The following is a 16,592-nucleotide window of genomic DNA, read 5'->3' on the forward strand; positions in this document are numbered from 1 at the left end:
GCCCTCCTTAGGTCCAGGCAGCGCTCGCCGCCGCTCGGTCAACCCAGGATGCCCGCCGTACCAGGAACCTCGCAACGTATTTACCGCAGCCGGGACCGCGCAGTCGGCCGGAGCCGCAGCTCCTGGGCCGGTTGCGCCGACCGGCAGACCGGTTCCGGGAGGGCGGGGAACCCACCCCAAGAAGTGGGATCAGCAGATTGACCCCGATAACACAGCCGCCATCTTTGTCATTTTTAGAACCCAACTTTTCGCATTAGGGGGCGCGCTCTCAAATCTTGCCACCCGCGCAATATTCGCGACGCAACAGAAGGGGCCATTGGGATTTTTGAGGCGCATTGCCACCACTTGCTGTATCTAGCGCCGTTTCGACCAGCACGATTGCGGTATGGGGAGATCGTGCATCCGTGAACGGGGGGAAGGATGTCATGACGGAATCAAGAGGCCCTGGCGCCTACGAAAGACCGTCCGGACCGGAATCCAGAGGGCAGGAGGCCGGCAGGACGCCCGGCCCGGCGACGGGCGAGATGGCGGCCGAACGCGAGTTCTGGCAGGACAGAAGCCGTGTGTTCCTGCAGCCGATCGCCGCGCCGTCGATCCTCGGCCTGTTCGGGCTCGCGACGGCGACGATGATGGTCGGCGCGTGGATGGCGGGTTGGTACGGCACGGCGTTCACCCCGCTGGTTCTCTTCCCGTTCGTGTTGACCGCGGGCGGTCTCGCGCAGTTCCTGGCCGGCATGTGGTCCTACCGGGCTCGCGACGGCCTGGCGACCGCCGTACACGGGATGTGGGGGTCGTTCTGGCTCGCCTTCGGCCTGATCTTCATGATGGTCGCCGCAGGGGCTTTCCCGGTCCTGTTGGCGCCGAGGATCGGGGCCGTCAACCCGGCGTTCGCGTTCTGGTTCATCGCGCTGTGCGTGATCACCGGGCTGTGTGCGATGGCCGCGATCGCCGAGAACATCGGCATGACGGTGATGCTCGCCCTGTTGGCCGTGGGTTCGGCGTTCACTGCGGCCGGCTTCTTCGCCGGTTCGTCCTGGCCGGTGCGCATCGCCGGTTGGCTGTTCGTGATCTCCGCGGCGGCGGCCTTGTACACCGCGGGCGCGATGCTGCTCGAGGCCTGCTTCGGGCGGACGATCATGCCGCTGGGTAAGTACCGCGCCGCGGCCGACATCCCGGGCCGCAGGATGAGCCGGCCGCTGGAATACCGGTACGGCCAGCCCGGAGTCAAGATCGGCCAGTGATTCCATGGACCATCCACCCTGCCCGCGACCGAGTCGTTGGGCGGGGTGGTCGGACAGTCGACGGGACCATCGCCCCTATCGGGCCGGTCGCCGAGAACGCACGATGCCAGAAAGGCCATCCGGCGATCCGGAGAAGGCGTTACCGGCGCTCGGTGGCCGAGGCGGAAAGGCGGGCGTCATGCGGAAACCCATCGTGGTCGGCGTCGACGGATCACGCCAGGCCCTGAACGCCGTGGACTGGGCCGCGGCCGAGGCCGGGCGCAGACGGCTACCGCTGCGCATCGTGCACATCACGACCGAATGGGAGCGCGGGGACATCCCGGCAGATCGCGGCCGTGGATCGATGGCCCCACGCACGGAGAGCCCTGGGCTGAGAGTCCTGGACGTGGCCGAAGAACGCGCCCGAACGTTCGCGTCCCTCGAGATCGAACGACGGCTCGGCGTCGGTCCCGTTCCCGGCACGCTCCTTCAGGAGTCGGCCGGCGGCGCGCTGCTCGTGCTGGGACAGCGCGGTACCGGTTCCTTCGCCCGGCTGCTGCTCGGCTCGGTGAGCCGCCAAGCGGCCGAACACGCCCCCTTCCCGGTCGTCATCGTGCCCGCGGACACCGATCACAGGCCCCGGCGGCCGGAGATCGTCGTCGGGATCGACGGCTCCGAAGCCTCTGTCGACGCCGTCGCCTTCGCGTTGGAGGAGGCGGCCATGCGCGCGATCGGTCTACGCGCGATCCACGCGTGGAACCGCCCCGACTATCCGGTGGAGATGCGGCCGGCCTCCTACAACGCGTTCACGATCGAGGAGGAGGGTGCCAGAGTCCTTTCGGAGTCCCTGGCCGGGTGGACCGCCAAGTACCCCGATGTATCGGTGATCCAACAGGTGATCGAGGGCAGCCCGGCGGCGGTCCTCACCGAGGCCTCGCACACGGCCGAACTCCTCGTGGTCGGCGCCAGAGGGCGCGGTGGGTTCCCTGGCCTGCGCCTCGGCTCGGTCAGCCACGCGGTCCTGCACCACACCGAGGGACCGCTGGCCGTCGTACGGCGGTCCAGCGGTGACGTCGGAAGCGACGGGTGATGACCGGGGGCGTGTTCCCAGGGCGGGAGCCGGTCTTACGGGTACCTCCGTGCGGGTGCGTCCGGCGCTCGCCTGACACCGGCGTCACCCCGGTCTGAACGGCCCGGCGGCACGGGACCATCGCCCCTGGACGCATCGGCTGGCCCTACGCAGTCTGGGCGTAAGGGGGCAGAGCCATGGTCTTCATCGATCGAATCGACGCGGGTCGACGTCTGGCGGCGCGGCTTCGCCATCTGAGAGGCCGGGACCTCGTGGTCGTCGGTCTTCCACGAGGAGGCGTGCCCGTCGCCGCGGAGGTGGCCCGCGCGTTGGATGCCCCATTGGATGTCATCGTGGTCCGCAAGCTGGGGGTGCCGTTCCAGCCGGAGCTGGGCATGGGGGCGATCGGCCAGGACGGCGTGCGGATCATCAACGAGGACATCGTCCGAACGGCGCATGTGTCTCCCAATGAACTGGCCGCGGTGGAGGCGCGTGAACGCGCCGAGTTGGAACGGCGCGGGCGTCGGTATCGCGGAGGCCGGGCTCGGGTGCCGCTGGAGGGGCGGGCGGTGATCGTGGTCGATGACGGCATCGCCACCGGATCGACGGCACGGGTCGCCTGTCAGGTGGCGCGCGCCCAGGGGGCGGTACGCGTCGTCCTCGCCGTCCCGGTCGCACCTCCTGGCTGGACCGCCGTGCTAGTGGATGAGGCCGACGAGCTGATCTGCCTGGAGACGCCCGCGGGGTTCGCGGCGATCGGGCAGTGGTACGCCGACTTCTCCCAGACCAGCGATGAGCAGGTCGCGGCCTGTTTGCGGCAGGCGGGCGACCCCGCGCCCGCTCCGGGCGTGCACGCATCGCCGAACGCCGATCTGCAGCGGGCTGAGGAGGTCGAGATACAGGCCGGGCCGGTGCGGCTGGCCGGCCGCCTGACCATGCCCGAGGATCCCTGTGGGTTCGTCATGTTCGCCCACGGCAGCGGCAGCAGCCGCCACAGTCCGCGCAACCGATATGTGGCCACCGTGCTGAACCAGACCGGGCTCGGCACCCTGCTTTTCGACCTGCTCACCGTCAAGGAGGAGGTCGACCGGGCCAATGTGTTCGACATCGAACTGCTGGCCCGCCGCCTGGTCGACACCGCCGCCTGGCTACGCGACCTCCCTGAGGCCGACGGGCTCGGGGTCGGCTACTTCGGTGCCGGCACCGGGGCCGCCGCCGCGCTGCGGGCCGCCGCCGAACCGGACGCGGATGTCACCGCCGTCGTCTCCCGTGGCGGCCGGCCCGACCTGGCGGGCCCCCGGCTGGCTCACGTGTCCGCACCCACCCTGCTCATCGTCGGTGGGCGGGACGAGGTCGTTCTCGAACTCAACCGCCAGGCCCAGGCCTTGTTGCGCTGCGAGAACCGGCTCGCCGTCGTCCCTGACGCAACGCACCTGTTCGAAGAACCCGGAGCCCTCGAAACGGTCGCGGAACTCGCGCGAGAGTGGTTCATCGATCATCTCGCCCCGCTCCCCCAACCCTCCCCCGGGGCATGAACCGCAACACACGGAGACGGGAGCCGAACGCCATGGAGACCAAGCAGTGGAGTGTGCGGATCGACATCAGTGAGAGCGGCAAGGAGACCCACGTGCGCGCCGTACTGACGACGATGAACGGCACGGTCCTGGAGGGCCACGGCCAGGCCCGGCGCCACCCACGCGACCGGGCCGTCCCGGAGATCGGCGACGAACTCGCGGCGGGCCGGGCCCTCATCGACCTGGGCAGCCGGCTCGTGCAACTCGCCACCGCCGACATGGCCGAATCCGCCCCGTGGTGACCGTTCGTACGGGTCACCCACGGTGCGCTCATGGACCACCTGGACCACACGATTCCCCGCGGCCCGAGCCGCGGGGCGGTCTGGTCCCTCAGCGGCCGCGCGCAGCCTGCTGGGCCGTCTCGATGACCGGTGCGTGGCCGCCGACGCCACCGGTGAACCGGATCGGCCGCCGCCATCCCGCGGCGTCGGCGGACAATCAGGTGAGCGCGGTCCGCCCACACCGGGAACTCCCAGAACTCCGGTGCCCAGACGACGCGGCGTCTGCCGTCCTGGATCAGGTAGCCGAAGGCGCCGCACGTCGCACATCGGTCACAACGTCTCTTTCAATCCGGCTTACAGAACCGGCCGACCGATCACTGGTGGTGGACGACACGCACGACGCCGGGAACGGTACGCGCGATCACGTCGGCGATCCGCGCCGTCCTGTCGTCGCCGTCGCCGCCCAGCTCGACGATGCCATCGTGGACGGCCACCCGGGCGGCCGCCGTCTCGGCGGACAGTTCTTTGAGAGCCGTCAGCACGTCGTCGCGGATCCGCTCGTCTCCGTGGGCCAGGATTCCCATCAGGTCACGTCGGCTGACGATGCCGGCGAGGCCGTCGTCACGGATGACGGGAACGCTCTTCACCCCGGTCGTCATCATCAGGTCGACGAGTTGTAGGACGTCGTCGGTCTCCCGGACCGTCCGCACATGCGGGGTCATGACCTCCTCCACTGCCGTCGGCGGCGCCGACTCCGGTTCCGCCGCCGGGCGAAGATAAGCGCGCGGATCCGCCTCGAACTCCCCGCGCAGGAGATCCATCTCGCTGACGATCCCGACCATCTGCCCCGCTTCGTCGACGACGGGAGCGGCGGTGATGTCCTGCTCGTACAGCAAACGGACCGCCTGCTTCACCGTCCACTCCCGTGGCACCGTCACCACAGGCGTCGTCATCACCTCGCGGACCAACATCGTTAACACCTCCCGAGTTCATCGCACCGGTCGACGCCGCCGGGTGCCAGAGGCCGAAGGTCCCCGAGACGCGACCATGCGTACTCGCGGCCCCTCGCCCGGCTGAGGTGCGATTCCTCCGCTCCCTGCCGCCGAGCCGCGCGGTCAACAGGTCGGCGAAATGACCCTCGCTGTTCCTGAACTGTCGGCGTCGCCCGCAGGCGCGCCGGGATGCAGTTTCCGGTCGAGGCGGACCGCGACGAACCCGAGGATGGAAAGGACGATGACGACCAGCAGGTCGGGGCCGTTGAGCGGCTGGGTGCCGAGCATCTCACGCAGCGGCGGCAGGTACAGGCCCGCCAGTTGTAGGACGAAGGCGGACGCGACGGCGGCAAGCAGCATGGGATTGGCCCAGGAGCGGAGCCGGGAGCGGGAGCCGAGCGCGACGCCGAGCTGGGTGGCGCCCAGCGCGAAGAACGCCATGCTCTGCCAGGGCCGACCGCTCTGATGTGCCCAGACGGCCACCCCCAAGGTGACGGCCGCCAGGACGATGGCGATCCGGATCACGCGCTGCCACAGGCCACCTCCGAGGATGCTCTGGGCCGGCGGCCGGGGCGGGCGGGTCATGACGCCGCTCTGCGCGGGCTCGCCGCCCAGAGCGACTCCCGGCAGGCCGTGGTTGACGCCGTCACCGGTCATCGCGACGATCTCACCACGTTCGCGAAGTGTCTGGATGATGTGGAGCTTGTGTTGCGGGGTGGCCCGTGCGAAGACCGTGATCTCGCTCAGATCCCCCGCGGCCGGTCCGGATTCGCCGAGGGGCCGGCAGTCGAGCAGCCGGTCGCCGGCGCCCATGATGCCCAGTTCGGTGGCGATGGCGCGCGCGGTGCCGGGATGGTCACCAGTGATGAGAATCGGCTTAATTCCGGCGCGACGGCAGGCCACGATGGTCGCGGGTGCCGCCGGGCGCGGCGGGTCCACGATGGCGACCAGGCCGACCAGGCGCAATCCGCGTTCCAGCTCCTCATCTGCGCGGGGCGCCGGGTCGCGCTCGGCCTGCGCGACGGCCAGCACTCGGAAGCCGGCTTGGGCGAAAGCCTCGGCGCGGTCGGCGGCCTCGGCGAGGAGCGCCGGGTCATCGGCCAGGACAGGCGGTCGCAGAAGCGACTCGGGCGCTCCCTTACAGATCACGCGGAAGCCGCCGTCGGGGAGTCGGTGAACCGTGGTCATACGTTTGCGGTCGCTGTCGAAGGGGCGTTCACCGGACCGGGACAGCCGCGCCTGCAGTTCCTCGCGGTCCAGACCCAGCTTGGCGGCGGCGACCAGAAGGGCGGCCTCAGTCGGATCGCCCAGCGCCGTCCACTCCCCATCGGCGGTCTCCGGCGGTGACAGCCTGGCATCGTTGCAGAGCACCACCGCGGACAGCAGATCGGTGACCGCGTCGCCGCCGGTCGGACACAGCCGCCGATCATCCTGCAGAACATCGCCGTCGGGCGCATACCCGGAACCGGTGATAACGGCTTCCGCAGTGGGTGTCCAGACGCGGCGCGCGGTCATCCGGCCTTCGGTCAGGGTCCCGGTCTTGTCGGTGCCCAGTACAGTGACCGACCCGAGCGTCTCGACGGCCGGAAGCCGGCGGATGAGGGCATTGCGGGCGGCCATCCGGCGGGCACCCAGAGCCAGGCTCAACGTCACGACGGCGGGCAGTGATTCGGGGACCGCGGCCACGACCAGGCTGATCGCGGTCACCACCATCAGCTCCACCTGCTGCCCCCGTGCCAGTCCCAGGGCCAGGACGACCAGACACAGCACGACCGTGACACCCGCCAGCATCCGGCCGATACCGACGAGGCGACGCTGCAACGGCGTCAGGCCACCACCTCTGCCCATCATCGACGCGATCCGCCCGGTGGCGCTCGCCGCTCCGATGGCGGTGACGAGCGCCCGGCCGCGGCCCTTCACCACGACCGTTCCCGCCGACACGACCCCGTCGCCGCCCATCCCTTTGTCCACGGGCACGGCCTCGCCCGTCAGTGAGGACTCATCGACGAGCAGCGCCACCGCTTCCACCAGCCGGGCATCGGCCGGAACGATGTCGCCTTCTGCCAGGACCAGCAGGTCCCCCACCACGACCTCGGCCGCGGGGACCGACCGCTGTGTTCCGTCCCGGACCACACGGGCCGTCGGCGCGGTGAGCTCCGCGAGCGCGGTGATCGCCCGGTCGGCACGCACCTCCTGACCCACGCCCACCGAGGTGTTCACCACGATCACCAGGACGATGACGGCCATGTCCGTCCAGTCGCCGGTGGCAGCCGTCAACACCGCCGCGACCAGCAACACCACGATCAGCGGATCGCGCAGCTGGGCGGCGACCCTGCGCCACAGCCGGGTCGGGGGCGTCTGGGGCAACAGATTCGGCCCATCACGCCCGAGCCGCGCGGCCGCCTCGGCCGAGGACAGACCGGCCGCGAATTTCTTGTTTCCGATCGCCTGTCCCCCATGGGCACTTGGTGCCAGGCGTCATGCTCCAGCCGCTACCCGGGCAGTCAGGTCGTGAATCGTCACGGCTCTCGCGGATCCGGCGACTGCCGTACACGCACGCGACGCCCTCTTACAGCAGCCACCGTCGACCCTTGATCCGTTCAGCGGCGTTCTCCCACGGAAAAGCAGACCTTCGACTCGAACCGCTGATCGCTGGCGATTAGCACCGCCGGGTGACGGGGACGATCCGGTCGTGACCCGTACCTTGCTCGAACCCACCACTGGCGGGATCACCCATGACTGATCACGCGCACGGCGGAGCACACGAAATTCCTGACCCCGAGCGTGAAACGCAGACCAGGACCGTCGAGGAACTGGGTGGGACCGAGTGCCTGCGGCTGATCTCAGAGGGCGGCGTCGGCCGAATCGCCTACACCGGCAGGTTCGGGCCGGTGGTACTTCCGGTCAACTACAAGCTCCATGACGGAGCCATCGTCTTCCGCACGGCACCCGGCAGTCCGATGGACGAGGATCTGAGAACCGGGATCTCCGAGGCCGAGTACCTGGTGGCCTTCGAGATCGATGAGATCGACATGGCGGCCCGGGAAGGCTGGAGCGTCCTCATCCAAGGCTCCGCCCACCACGTGGACTCCGAAGCCGAGCGCGCGTCGCTGGCGCAGGCGGGTGTTGAACCCTGGCCCGGTGGCGAGCGCGAGCTCTTCCTTCGTATCGTCCCCAGCCGAATCACTGGACGCCGCATTCGCCGAGCCGACAGATCGGCGTCTGGATAGGCGGCCACACCCATGACGCACGATGCCGGCGCAGCTCAGCCCCTTGACCGTGACACCTGCTTGAGGCTGCTGCGGAGCGTGGTGATCGGCCGTGTCGCGTGGGCCGACGACGACGGCCGCGTCGTCGTCCTGCCGGTCAATTTCATTACGGACGGCGATGACATCGCCTTCCGCACCTCGGAGGGTGGCAAGCTGTCCGCTGCACGAGAAGGGCGTCTCTTCTCGTTCGAGGCTGACGATGTGGAACCGGGTCTTCGAACCGGATGGAGCGTCCTGGTCAGCGGCACCGCGCAGGTCGTCGCCGACAGCGCGGTGGTCGACCGCCTCGAACACTCGCCACTGGCTCCGTGGTCGCCCATGCCCGCGTCCTGTTTCGTGCGGCTGCGCCCAGACCAGACCACCGGCCGTCGGCTTCCCCTTCATCCGGGTGGCGTGACCCGCGAACGCATCGGCCCAGAAGGCGATATTCCCTGCTGAGCCAAGGCCGCGACCGACATGGGAGGTGCCGGATGAGCCTCAGGCGACGTTTCGTCAGAGACGTGATGACAACGGCCGTCGTGAGCGCGTACCGAGGTGTGACTCAGCGCGCCGCAGAAGGACGTCCGACGCCCCTGGTACGGCCGCGTTCCCCACGCCAGGCTGCCAGTGCGGGAGGTGGGGTCATGGAGACGTGGGCGGCGGACGTCGCCGAGACCCATGCCGGGGTGGTCTTCTTCGCCGGAGATCGGGCCTACAAGCTGAAGAAGCCGGTGGATCTCGGCTTCCTGGACTTCTCCACCCGTGAGCGCCGGGAACGAGCCTGTCACCGCGAGGTCGAGCTCAACCGGCGGTTCGCCCCCGACGTCTACCTGGGCGTCGCCGACGTGGTCATGCCCCCGGGAACGCCCTGCGACCACCTCGTCGTCATGCGCCGGATGCCCGCCGAACGCCGCCTTTCCGATCTGGTACGGGCGCACGCCCCGGTCGACGACGCGTTGCGGGCGATCGCCCGACTGCTCGCCCGCGTCCACGCCGCCTCGCCACGCAGCGCCGAGATCTCCGCCCCGGGAACCCGGGACGCCCTGCGTGAGCGGTGGATCGCGAGCTTCGACCAGGTCCGGCCATTTCACGGGCGCGCTATCGATGCCTCCGACGCCGGCGAGGTGGAGCGACTGACGTTGCGCTTCCTGGAGTCGCGTGAACCGCTCTTCACCGCGCGGATCCACGAAGGACGCATTGTCGACGGGCACGGCGACCTGATGGCCGATGACATCTTCTGCCTCGACGACGGGCCCCGCGTGCTGGACTGCCTGGACTTCGACGACCGGCTACGACGACTCGACGGGCTCGACGACGCCGCTTTCTTGGCCATGGACCTGGAACGCCTGGACTCCCCGCACCTCGCCGAGCACTTCGTCTCCTGGTACGCCGAATACGCCGACGACCCGGCCCCTCCGTCGCTGCGCCACCACTACGTGGCCTACCGGGCGTTCGTCCGCGCCAAGGTCGCGTGCCTGCGCTGGGGTCAGGGTGACACGCACGCGGCCGGCGACGCCGGCCGATACACCGGGATCGCACTGCGTCACCTGTACGCCGGCTCGGTCGGCCTGATCCTGGTCGGTGGCCTGCCCGGCACCGGCAAGACCGCCCTCAGCGAAGCCCTCGGCGACCGGCTCGGGTACACCGTCCTGGGCAGTGATCGCATTCGCAAGGAACTCGCCGAGCTCTCACCCGACACCCCTGCCCCGGCACCGTACGGCACCGGCATCTACAACGCCTTCTGGACCCGGCGCACCTACACCGAACTCCTCACCCGCGCCGCACGCCTGCTCTCTTACGGCGAATCCGTCATCGTCGACGCCTCCTGGACGTCCGCCCGGCATCGTGCCGATGCCGCCCGCACCGCCGAACAGGCGCACGCGGACCTGATCTCCCTTCGGTGCGACACACCGCTGGCCGGCGAACGCCTGCACACCCGCCCCCGCGGGGCGTCCGACGCCGACCCGACAATCGCGGCCCAGATGGCGCAGTCGGCCGACCCATGGCCGGAAGCCATCACGATCGACACCTCCGGGCCGATCGACGACTCGGCCGAACGGGCCCTGAGGGTCATCCGCCCCCACGGCCCCGACCATGCCTGGCAGCGCCGCCCGCGCATGGCCCCCGACTGACCGATGAAGTGAGGCCGGCCATGGCCACTGGCTCAGAGCCCCTTCGGTAGTCACGAAACACATCGACAAGTACAGGTCTCAAGGTTCGCCGAGTGTCGCGGAGTGGTCCGGGACGTAGGTCTGGGTCTCGCGGGGCGGGCGCCGGTAGCCCGTGGACAGAGGCCGGGCCGGCAATGTGAGGCGGGGCGGCTCGATCTCGTCATACGGCACGGTCGAGAGCAGATGCGCGATCATGTTGATTCGCGCCCGCCTCTTGTCCTCGCTCTCGACCACATACCACGGCGCCTCTGGGGTGTCGGTGTGGCGGAACATCTCGTCTTTCGCACGTGAGTAGTCCTCCCAGCGGAGGATCGACTCCACGTCGATCGACGACAGCTTCCAGCGCCGCATCGGATCCTCGAGCCGTTCGTGGAACCGGGTCTCCTGTTCGGCGTCGCTGACCGAGAACCAGTACTTGCGGAGCAGGATGCCGTCTTCGATGAGCAACCGCTCGAAGACCGGGCACTGGCGGAGGAAACGCGCGTACTCCTCCTCCGTGCAAAGGCCCATGACATGCTCGACGCCGGCCCGGTTGTACCAGCTACGGTCGAACAACACGACCTCGCCGGCCGCCGGCAGATGTTCGACGTAGCGCTGAAAGTACCATTGCGTACGCTGACGCTCGGTCGGGACGGGCAGTGCCACGATCCTGACGACACGCGGGTTCAGATACTCGATGACGCGCTTGATCGTGCTGCCCTTGCCGGCCGCGTCACGCCCCTCGAAGACCACGACCAGGCGGGCCCCGGTCACACGGACCCATTCCTGCAACTTCACGAGTTCGCCCTGAAGCCGGTAGAGCTCCCGTGCGTAAACCCGCCGGGGAAGCCGTTTCCTCTCGCCGCCATTCCCCATGCACGATCCTCCCCTCTTCGATGGCCGCGCCCCCTCCGGGCTACCGATCAGACACCCGTCGAAAGCGAGAAATACGCCTCTTCCCCCTGAACGAAATGCAAGGTCGGTACGGTACGCGGGCCGCAGAGGCGCTCTTCCAGGTCATCGCGCTGATCCGGCCAGAGCCACCGTCGTCCGCCAGGTCGAGGTGGCGGCCCGTCTGACGGGCGAGCCGCCCGATCTCGGCGTGTACGCGCCTCATCGCGGCTCACCTCCGTGCCGCCCAGCGCCCGCGCGCCAGCCGGGTACAGGCGGGTCTTGTCGGCGCGTTCGTGCGGTTGTAGCGTGCTCGACGAAGAACCGGTGCGCCGCACGGAGTTGCTTCGGAGACTCGGTTCTCCTCACCATGCTCCGCCGGCTGCGGACCCGCAAGCCTGGGCGAGGTCCGGGCGTACCTGAAGCACAGCGTCTCGACCTGCTGCGTGCCCGGCGATGAACGCCACCCGCAATCGTGGAGGGTGATCGCGGCCGAAGGGGGAATGTCTACGCCCGACACGGTAGAAGACGATCAGCCCCAGGACCGGTCAAGCCGCAGACGCAGTTCAGCCGGGGCCCCTCAAGAAGAGCCGGACCCTCGGCTGAACAGCCACACGTTTACTGATGCGGAGCAGTGTGTCAGGTGCTGATGGTGGCAGCGGGGTCGACGTGGTAGCTGCGGGCATAGCCGTTTTCGGTGCCGACGAGGATGTCGACGACCTCGAAGTAGCGGTCCCAGAACGGGGTTTCGCGCAGTGCGTCGATGAGGAGCTGGTAGGCGTGGTGATCGTCCGCTTCCCAGACCCAGACGTCGGTGACACGCGCGGAGTAGAACTCCGTGTCGTAGAAGCGTGACCGGACGCCGCTGGTCCTGGCCTCGATCGTGGGGACGACCTGGGTGGTGAAGGCGTCGATCCGCTCCGGGACGGTCAGTGCGAGCCACTCGGGCGTGGTCTTCACGAGCATGAACGCGGTGACCGGCGGTTCGGTTTCCGCAACCGGCATGATGGGTGTCTCCCCAGTGGTGGGTGGTCTTGACGCCATCGGCGCCATGGGCGATGGCGAAAGGGCTGGTGGCTTCAGGAGAGGACGGCGGGCTTGAGGGTCTGGGCGCACCAGTGCTCGAAGGTGGTGGGGCCGGCGGTGTCCGGGGTGCGGGCGACGCCGGCATCGAGGCCCTCGTCCTTGGCCCGCTTCATGTCGACGATGCCCTGGACGAACGCCTCGTCGAGGCCGTAGCCGACGAGGTCGGCGCGCAGCTCGTCGAGCGGCTGGTGTTCATAGCGGACGGGGCGGCCGAGCTGCTCGGTCATGATGCGGGCGAGGTCGTTGGGGGACAGGTCCTGCGGTCCGAGGACCGGGACGCTGCCGGTGCCGGTCCACGAGCGGTCCAGCAACAGGCCGGCGGCGACGGCCGCGATGTCGGCGACGGCGACCAGGGGCGCCTTGCGGTCGGCGTCGACGGCGTCGGTGAAGACGCCCTTGTCGCGGATCGAGGCGGCCTCCTCCAGGAGGTTCTCGAAGAAGGACGGGCCGGCCAGGGCCCGGTAGGCGACGCCGGTGCCGGCCAGAAGGTCGTCCATCGCCAAAGAGGCGGTGACGAGTCCGGCGCGGCCGGCCAGCGGGGTGCCGCGGCCGAGGGCGGAAACGCCGACGACGTGGCCGACCCCGTGGGCGGCGAGCGCCCTCGCAGCGGGGCGGGTGAAGCCGGTCCAGGCGTCCTCCGGGGTCAGGGAGGCGTCCGGGGGGACGAGCCAGAAGACGGCGTCCGCGCCCTTGAAGGCCCTGTCGACCACCTCGGCGTCGCCGTGCGAGCCGGTGACCACCTCGACGCGTCCGCGTGCCGCGTCCGGCAGCCGTGCGGGGTCACGCACGATCACGCGCAGCTCCTCACCGGCGGCGGGGGCGGACTCCAGGAGCCGGGTGAGCAGGTGGCGGCCGATGTTCCCGGTGGGGGCAGTGATGACGATCATGAAAACCTCAAGGCTTCGTGTCGAGTAGGTACGCCTCCATCCTGAGGAGCGCCACCGTGATGCCACAATGGGAACCTCAGCAAGGACACATTGCCTGAAGTGGAATTACGCTGGTGAGCAGCCCGCATTCGGCCCTTGACGCCAACCTCGTCGTCGCACTGGACGCCCTGCTGACCGAGCAGAGCGTCACCCGCGCCGCAGCCCGCCTGCGCACCTCCCCCGCCGCCATGAGCCGCACCCTCGCCCGCCTCCGCCGTACCCTCCAGGACCCACTCCTGGTGCGGGCCGGACAGGCCATGGTCCCGACCCCCCGCGCCCTGGCTCTGCGCGACGAAGCCGCCGCAGTGGTACGCCGCCTCGGATCGCTGCTCAGCCCCGCCGACGGAACCGACCCCGCCACCCTGCGCACCACGTTCACCCTCCAGGCCGCCGACCTGGTCGGTGCGGCGCTGGCCCCCGGACTGCTGCGCCTGGCCCGGCAGGAGGCGCCGGGCGTCTCGTTCCGGCTCCGGGCAGAGGAGTTGGAGGCCGGTCCGGCCCTCCGCGACGGCCGGATCGATCTGGAGGTCGGATCCATCGACCACGTGGACCCGGAGACCCAGGTCGAAGAACTGGTCACGCTCCGGATGGTGGCGGCCGTCCGCCCGGGCCACCCCCTCGCCGAGGAGGCCCTGGACCCAGCGCGGCTCGCTGCCGCCGAACATGTCGCGGTCAGCCGACGAGGCCAGTTCACCGGCCCTCTCGACACCGCCTTGGCCGAGCGGAACCTCCACCGGCGCGTCACCGCCGTCCTCCCCAGCCACCTGGCGGCGATGACCCTCGCGGTCCGCAGCGACGTCGTCTGCCTCGTCCCCGCCGCACTCCCCGGCGACCCCGAAACGCCTCTCACCCACACCGCCACCGCCCTCGGCCTGCGCCTCCTCGACATTCCCCTGCCGCTGCCGCCCCTGACCATCGGCATGGCCTGGCACCCCCGCCATGCAGCCGACGGAGCCCACCACTGGCTCCGCGACGCAGTTCGCCGCACACTCCACGCGCCCGGGGTCTCCTGACGTGATCTCAGGGGTGCGGCGTGGGCCGGAGACTGGCAGGCCTTCGACGGCCCCGACGAGGTGACCAACGGCATCTGCCTGTGCGCGCTGCACCACAAGCCGTTCGACAAGGGCGTCCTCGGCATACCCCCCGCACGCGCCGCCTGACCTGTCGGCGATCCACCTCGATCAACGTCGTCTCGCACGCGGATCTGCTTGAGCATCCCTTATCGCCCGGTCGACTTGCGTGCGAAGACGCCCACCCACAGTGGGTGTGCTGTCGTTGCGCGCACTTTGGATAGGACGAGCTTTTTAGAGGTCGTTTCGCGGGTTGATGTCCTTTGGGCGTAGTTCGATTTGAGAGAAGGAAGCACCGTCACGAAGGGAGTGTGATGGCCGTTCTACCAGTCGTCCCCGTTGGCTCGCACCTGGCTCATGTCGCCTTCCCGGAGTGCTTTGGCCGGTGTGACGAACCGCAGAATTCCCCCGTCGCCCCACTCCCACATGTCGGTGCCGCCGAGAGTGAGCAGGTGAGCGTAAGGCTCGTCCTGCGACAATTCCTGCAACAGGTCAACGCCGTAGCTGCGGATCGGCGGCCAGCCGAACGCCTGATTGCTCATGCCGCCCCACTCGATGCCCTGCTCGTCCGCGCAGTACCGCTGCCAGGCGTCCTCGCCGAACTTGTCGACCACCAGCCAGGCGGGATCCGCGTGGTAAAGCGATGCCCCCTCGATCTCGTCTCGGTAGTCGAGGGTGCCGAGCACCGGGTCGCAGTCGTAGGACAAGGCAGAGGGCAATGTGACGACAGGGTTGGCATGCAACCGAACACGGTCGAACCTCGGAGCCGGATCCGGTGGCGGCACCTCAACGGCGCGTTGCGGGTCAGCAGGCACGACCCGGCATACCTGCGGATCGTCATAGCTGAAGCCGCCGGCATCCTTCGGAACCTCCTGGGACCCGGTCCATGGATCCAGGAAGAAGAAATTGAGCAGCGCGGAGCCGGTCGCCGGGATCTGATCACCGAGCCACGGGCCGAGCGCGCCGACATCGAGCACGGCATACAGGCTGAGCGGCACGCCCGCGTACGCAGGCCACTCCGTGCCGGGCTCCAGCAGCGCCGGGCCGCCCCACCGGCACAGCCCGGTCGCCGCGGCATCCTCATCCGCCGGCTTCAGATCGAACCCGGGCCGCGCCAACGCCGCCAGCTGGCCCCCCACGTGTTCGCCCAGATGTTCAACACACAGCTCACGCACGCCGGACAGCATCTCTTCATACCTCACCCGACCATGAAAACATCGCAATGACCCTGAAGATCACCAGTTCCGCCCTCTCAGCTCGGGAGATGGACAGGTCTCCGGCCCCCGCCGGCAGAAACACGGTGCACGATGCCCCCCGCTCAGACCCGTAACCGTGCCGCTCAGCCACTCCCTCAGACCGAGCTAGACCCATGTCCTTTCATCGTTGTCGGGGCTGGATGAGGTCGGCTGGTCAGATGCCCCGTGGTTGGGTCATGGGCGTGGCTGGGTGAACAATCCCGGTTCGGTCTCGGTGAGGATGCCGCGGCTGACGCGGCACCGGCCCGGACGGCTTCGACTGCTCCGGGTTGGCGATGATGGCCTACCGCGCCGCCCACATCACAGTCTTATAAGACCCATCCCGGAGGGGTAGTCGGGTTCACCCGCACCCCAAACAGGTTCGTGATGTCGGTTCCACGTCTGCGCGAGCAATTCCACGGGACGTGAGCAATGAATGAGCAATTCCGCGTTTGGGTGGACAGTCCTCAGCCCGGCGTGCATCGTATGCCAAATGATCTTGTAGGGTGTCGGCGCCGCACTACTCCGCGACCTGGTCCGGCCAGACATCAACTCCCTCATCACCGACGCCATCAACGCCCACACATCCAAGAGCACAATCTGACCGCTGACCAGCAGGAAATCTGACCGTGACTCTCAACATCACTCGGCCAGCAATGGTCCTCGCGGCACTGCTGTGCCTGACGGCCGGCTCCGGCGCAGCGTCCGATTCCCACGCAAACCACGCCGTCCCCCAGCCTCTGGCCGCATGCCCGCCGTACGGCCCGAAGAGCTCACCTGGCGGACGTCCTTCCAGGTCCGCGGCCTGATGAGCCTGCCCGTGAGATTCTCTCCGACGCACCCCGTCGGCGGTTTCTCATCGACACTGTGGAAAGCACCTCATGACCGACCCTGCCGAGCTCCCCCAGGG

General features: G+C 69.0%; 14 protein-coding genes and 1 pseudogene. 9 read left to right on the forward strand and 6 right to left on the reverse strand.

The features are described 5' to 3' along the window. The first annotated feature begins 335 nt into the window (after positions 1-335). The 4 genes from ABEA24_RS24560 (at position 336) to ABEA24_RS24575 (ending at position 4,105) form a co-directional block, all read left to right on the forward strand. Positions 336-1,241: an acetate uptake transporter family protein gene (locus ABEA24_RS24560; protein WP_345433385.1), complete on the forward strand. Its 906-nt coding sequence runs from the start codon at positions 336-338 to the stop codon at positions 1,239-1,241. 178 nt (positions 1,242-1,419) lie between these two features. Beyond that, complete coding sequence (locus ABEA24_RS24565) at positions 1,420-2,310, forward strand: universal stress protein (RefSeq protein ID WP_345433386.1); 891 nt, start codon at positions 1,420-1,422, stop codon at positions 2,308-2,310. Between the two features lie 176 nt (positions 2,311-2,486). Continuing rightward, complete coding sequence (locus ABEA24_RS24570) at positions 2,487-3,824, forward strand: phosphoribosyltransferase family protein (RefSeq protein ID WP_345433387.1); 1,338 nt, start codon at positions 2,487-2,489, stop codon at positions 3,822-3,824. Continuing rightward, positions 3,821-4,105 (forward strand): DUF1876 domain-containing protein, encoded by a 285-nt coding sequence (locus ABEA24_RS24575; protein ID WP_345433388.1) that lies wholly within the window; start codon positions 3,821-3,823, stop codon positions 4,103-4,105. Before ABEA24_RS24570 ends, ABEA24_RS24575 begins: the two co-directional genes overlap by 4 nt. 353 nt (positions 4,106-4,458) lie before the next feature. On the opposite strand, the gene ABEA24_RS24580 is transcribed toward ABEA24_RS24575, so the two are convergent. Both ABEA24_RS24580 and ABEA24_RS24585 read right to left on the reverse strand, forming a co-directional pair. Next, positions 4,459-5,055, reverse strand: coding sequence for a CBS domain-containing protein (locus tag ABEA24_RS24580; RefSeq protein ID WP_345433389.1), 597 nt, complete (start codon positions 5,053-5,055; stop codon positions 4,459-4,461). Positions 5,056-5,199: 144 nt separating this feature from the next. Continuing rightward, positions 5,200-7,551: a cation-translocating P-type ATPase gene (locus ABEA24_RS24585; protein ID WP_345433767.1), complete on the reverse strand. Its 2,352-nt coding sequence runs from the start codon at positions 7,549-7,551 to the stop codon at positions 5,200-5,202. A 260-nt stretch (positions 7,552-7,811) separates the two neighbouring features. On the opposite strand from ABEA24_RS24585, the gene ABEA24_RS24590 reads away from it, so the two are divergent. The 3 genes from ABEA24_RS24590 to ABEA24_RS24600 all read left to right on the forward strand — a co-directional run bounded on the left by ABEA24_RS24590 (position 7,812) and on the right by ABEA24_RS24600 (position 10,456). Beyond that, positions 7,812-8,306 carry a pyridoxamine 5'-phosphate oxidase family protein gene (locus tag ABEA24_RS24590; protein ID WP_345433390.1) on the forward strand — a complete coding sequence of 165 codons (495 nt, stop codon included), beginning with the start codon at positions 7,812-7,814 and terminating at the stop codon, positions 8,304-8,306. Positions 8,307-8,318: 12 nt separating this feature from the next. Beyond that, the gene (locus tag ABEA24_RS24595) at positions 8,319-8,783 is read left to right on the forward strand and encodes a pyridoxamine 5'-phosphate oxidase family protein (RefSeq protein ID WP_345433391.1); all 465 of its coding nucleotides are present in this window, start codon (positions 8,319-8,321) and stop codon (positions 8,781-8,783) included. A gap of 185 nt (positions 8,784-8,968) precedes the next feature. Beyond that, entirely contained in the window at positions 8,969-10,456 is a 1,488-nt protein-coding gene (locus tag ABEA24_RS24600; RefSeq protein ID WP_345433392.1) for a bifunctional aminoglycoside phosphotransferase/ATP-binding protein, read from the forward strand. Between the two features lie 78 nt (positions 10,457-10,534). Here ABEA24_RS24600 and ppk2 read toward each other — a convergent pair whose 3' ends face one another. From ppk2 to ABEA24_RS24615, 3 genes are all read right to left on the reverse strand, one after another. Next, entirely contained in the window at positions 10,535-11,272 is a 738-nt protein-coding gene (ppk2, locus tag ABEA24_RS24605) for a polyphosphate kinase 2 (RefSeq protein ID WP_425551229.1), read from the reverse strand. Between the two features lie 732 nt (positions 11,273-12,004). Further along, entirely contained in the window at positions 12,005-12,370 is a 366-nt protein-coding gene (locus ABEA24_RS24610) for a darcynin family protein (RefSeq protein ID WP_345433394.1), read from the reverse strand. A gap of 74 nt (positions 12,371-12,444) precedes the next feature. Next, positions 12,445-13,338 (reverse strand): NAD(P)H-binding protein, encoded by an 894-nt coding sequence (locus ABEA24_RS24615; RefSeq protein ID WP_345433395.1) that lies wholly within the window; start codon positions 13,336-13,338, stop codon positions 12,445-12,447. A gap of 113 nt (positions 13,339-13,451) precedes the next feature. On the opposite strand from ABEA24_RS24615, the gene ABEA24_RS24620 reads away from it, so the two are divergent. Next, positions 13,452-14,390: a LysR family transcriptional regulator gene (locus ABEA24_RS24620; protein WP_345433396.1), complete on the forward strand. Its 939-nt coding sequence runs from the start codon at positions 13,452-13,454 to the stop codon at positions 14,388-14,390. Positions 14,391-14,423: 33 nt separating this feature from the next. Continuing rightward, positions 14,424-14,528 (forward strand): annotated as a pseudogene (locus ABEA24_RS24625) (HNH endonuclease); the annotation flags it as partial. A gap of 242 nt (positions 14,529-14,770) precedes the next feature. Here the strand turns inward: ABEA24_RS24625 and ABEA24_RS24630 are convergent. Beyond that, complete coding sequence (locus ABEA24_RS24630; protein WP_345433397.1) at positions 14,771-15,649, reverse strand: DUF1963 domain-containing protein; 879 nt, start codon at positions 15,647-15,649, stop codon at positions 14,771-14,773. Positions 15,650-16,592: the final 943 nt, after the last annotated feature.

The sequence above is a fragment of the Actinoallomurus vinaceus genome (assembly GCF_039542055.1).
GTDB lineage: Bacteria > Actinomycetota > Actinomycetes > Streptosporangiales > Streptosporangiaceae > Actinoallomurus > Actinoallomurus vinaceus.